4 protein-coding genes, 1 tRNA gene and 1 pseudogene are annotated in these 2,654 nt (G+C 63.3%); all 6 read left to right on the top strand.

All coding sequences use genetic code 11. The features are described 5' to 3' along the window. Nucleotides 1-112 precede the first annotated feature (112 nt). Nucleotides 113-550: a preprotein translocase subunit SecG gene (secG, locus tag DBR20_RS09305; protein ID WP_089236303.1), complete on the top strand. Its 438-nt coding sequence runs from the start codon at nt 113-115 to the stop codon at nt 548-550. A gap of 51 nt (nt 551-601) precedes the next feature. Then, nucleotides 602-686: transfer RNA gene (locus DBR20_RS09300), tRNA-Leu, on the top strand. Between the two features lie 112 nt (nt 687-798). Next, on the top strand, nt 799-1,155 hold the full coding sequence (locus DBR20_RS09295) for an NADH-quinone oxidoreductase subunit A (protein ID WP_005414075.1): 357 nt from the start codon (nt 799-801) through the stop codon (nt 1,153-1,155). Beyond that, nucleotides 1,146-1,700 (top strand): NADH-quinone oxidoreductase subunit B, encoded by a 555-nt coding sequence (locus DBR20_RS09290; protein ID WP_089236302.1) that lies wholly within the window; start codon nt 1,146-1,148, stop codon nt 1,698-1,700. The genes DBR20_RS09295 and DBR20_RS09290 overlap by 10 nt, the downstream gene beginning before the upstream one ends. 33 nt (nt 1,701-1,733) lie before the next feature. Beyond that, entirely contained in the window at nt 1,734-2,480 is a 747-nt protein-coding gene (locus tag DBR20_RS09285) for an NADH-quinone oxidoreductase subunit C (protein WP_089236301.1), read from the top strand. After that, nucleotides 2,477-2,654, top strand: a pseudogene (locus DBR20_RS09280) (NADH-quinone oxidoreductase subunit D); the annotation flags it as partial. The gene DBR20_RS09285 and the pseudogene DBR20_RS09280, both read left to right, overlap by 4 nt.

The following is a 2,654-nucleotide window of genomic DNA, read 5'->3' as shown; positions in this document are numbered from 1 at the left end:
GTGGTGCCTCCCTGGTGGCCGCCGACTTCCTGGCCATCGCAGAGGCGGCGGCAAACAATTAGTTACGGTTGCCGGCTAGCCGCCGGCACTCTAGTCCGAGGGCGGATTTCCAATGCTGATGTTGATCCTCAATGTCGTCTACGTGCTGGTTGCCGTAGCCATGGTCGCGCTGATCCTGATGCAGCGTGGCTCGGGTGCGGCGGCAGGTTCGGGCTTTGGCGCTGGCGCCTCGGGGACCGTGTTCGGTGCGCGTGGCGCGTCCAACTTCCTGTCCAAGTCGACCAAGTGGCTGGCCGTGGTGTTCTTCGGCATCAGCCTCTTCATGGCCTGGTACGCCGGCCATGGCAACCGCCCGGCCGCCGAACAGGATCTGGGTCTGATGTCTGCCCCGGCGGCCAGTGCTCCGGCCGCTCCGGCGGGCGAATTGCCGGCCGTTCCGAAGGCCGATGCGGTCCCGGCCGCCCCGGTTCCGGCCGCAACTGTGCCGGCTCAGGCGGAATCTTCGGTTTCTGGTGAAGAAAAGCCTTCGGAAGGCTCCCAGAAAGACTGAAGCCGGTTACAATACGCGGCGCATCGGGAAGATAGTCTGATGTGATCGTTTGCCCAGGTGGCGGAATTGGTAGACGCACTACCTTGAGGTGGTAGCGACTTAGGTCGTAGGGGTTCGAGTCCCCTCTTGGGCACCATTTAGTAAGTAAAGCGGGTTCGTCTGGCGCGCAAGGCGCCAGGCAGATTCCCGTCCACTCCCCCATGCCAAAGCGCCTGCAGGCGCAGCGGCAGAGGCAAGAGAGAATCGCTGTGCTGGCCGAATATTTGCCGTCTCTGCTGTTTCTGATCGTTGCCACCGGTATCGGCATTACGCTGATGCTGGTTGGTCGATTCCTCGGTCCCCGCCGCCCCGATCTGGAAAAGCTGTCGCCGTACGAGTGCGGCTTCGAAGCCTTCGAAGACGCACGTATGAAGTTCGACGTGCGCTACTACCTGATCGCGATCCAGTTCATCGTCTTCGACCTGGAAATCATCTTCATCGTGCCGTGGACGCAGGTCTTCATGGAGCTTGGCGCGCGTTCGCTCGTCACCATGGGTCTGTTCGTCGGCATGCTGTTCCTCGGTTTCATTTATGTCTGGAAGAAGGGAGCGCTGGAATGGGAGTGATTCAGACTCTCGATGGCCTGATGACCAATCCTGTCCCGGAAGGGCGGGTTGATGACATCCTGCGGCCGGAAGGCGACAACCCGCTGCTGGAAAAGGGCTTTGTCACCACCAGCGTCGATGCGCTGCTGAACTGGGCACGTACCGGTTCGATGTGGCCCATGACCTTCGGTCTGGCCTGCTGTGCAGTCGAAATGATGCACGCAGGTGCGGCGCGCCTGGACCTTGACCGCTACGGTGTGGTGTTCCGCCCGTCGCCGCGTCAGTCCGACGTGATGATCGTCGCCGGCACCCTGGTCAACAAGATGGCCCCGGCGCTGCGCAAGGTCTATGACCAGATGCCCGACCCCAAGTGGGTGATCTCCATGGGCAGCTGCGCCAACGGCGGTGGTTACTACCACTACTCCTATTCTGTGGTGCGCGGCTGTGATCGCGTGGTGCCGGTGGACATCTATGTCCCGGGCTGCCCGCCGACCGCCGAGGCGCTGGTGTACGGGATCCTGCAGCTGCAGAAGAAGATCTGGCGTACACAGACCATCGCCCGCTGACCCCTTTACCTGACAAGAGCGCGCCAAGCCCCCATGGCAGAGCAAGCATCCTTCATCGACCGACTCTCCGCACGTTTCGCAGGTGCGAAGGTCATCGTGGTCGAACCCCGCGGCGAAGTGACGCTGGAAGTGCCTGCCGCTGAGTGGCACGCCACCGCCCTCGCGCTGCGTGACGAGTTTGGTTTCGAGCAGGCCGTGGACCTCTGCGGCGTCGATTACCTCGGTTATGGCTCCGATGAGTGGGACACCGCCGACGTGTCCTCGCAGGGCTTCAGCCGCGGTGTCGAAGGCAAGGCCCAGGGCCGCTTCGCCTGGGGCGAATTCCCCAGCGAAGAGAGCGCCGACGGTGCCCGCCCGCAGCACATGCCGACCCAGCGCTTTGCCGTGGTCGCACAGCTGCGTTCGTACCAGCACAACCTGATGATGCACCTGCGCTGCTTCGCGCCTGACGAAGCGCTGCCGGTGGTGTCCTCGCTGACCGGCATCTGGCCGGGCCTGAACTGGTTCGAGCGCGAAGCGTTCGATCTGTATGGCGTGATCTTCGAAGGTCACCCGGACCTGCGCCGGATCCTGACCGACTACGGTTTCGTCGGCCATCCGTTCCGCAAGGACTTCCCGCTGATCGGCAACGTCGAAGTCCGCTACGACGAAGAAAAGAAGCGTGTCATCTACGAACCGGTCACCTCGGTGGAGCCGCGTGTCGGCGTGCCGCGCGTGATCCGCGACGATGCCCGCCTGCAGACCGCTGCCGGCGAGCGCTCGCAGGAGGCAGTGAAGTGAGTCACGTACACCAGGCCGGCGAAGCTTTCGCCAGCAATGCTGCCGAAAGCCGGCAGGAAATCCGCAACTACACCATGAACTTCGGCCCGCAGCATCCGGCCGCGCATGGTGTGCTGCGCCTGATCCTGGAGATGGACGGCGAGACCATCATGCGTGCCGACCCGCACGTGGGTC

Origin of the sequence: Stenotrophomonas sp. HMWF023 (assembly GCF_003060985.1) — a bacterium.
GTDB lineage: Bacteria > Pseudomonadota > Gammaproteobacteria > Xanthomonadales > Xanthomonadaceae > Stenotrophomonas > Stenotrophomonas lactitubi.
The sequence above is the reverse complement of the archived record's forward strand: the minus strand, read 5'-3'. Positions and strand labels throughout refer to the sequence as shown.

What these genes read in the sequence shown, in the direction of transcription:
- secG (WP_089236303.1), top strand. Translation starts at nt 113, where the DNA reads ATGCTGATGTTGATCCTCAATGTCGTCTACGTGCTGGTTGCCGTAGCC.
- DBR20_RS09290 (WP_089236302.1), top strand. Translation starts at nt 1,146, where the DNA reads ATGGGAGTGATTCAGACTCTCGATGGCCTGATGACCAATCCTGTCCCG.
- DBR20_RS09285 (WP_089236301.1), top strand. Translation starts at nt 1,734, where the DNA reads ATGGCAGAGCAAGCATCCTTCATCGACCGACTCTCCGCACGTTTCGCA.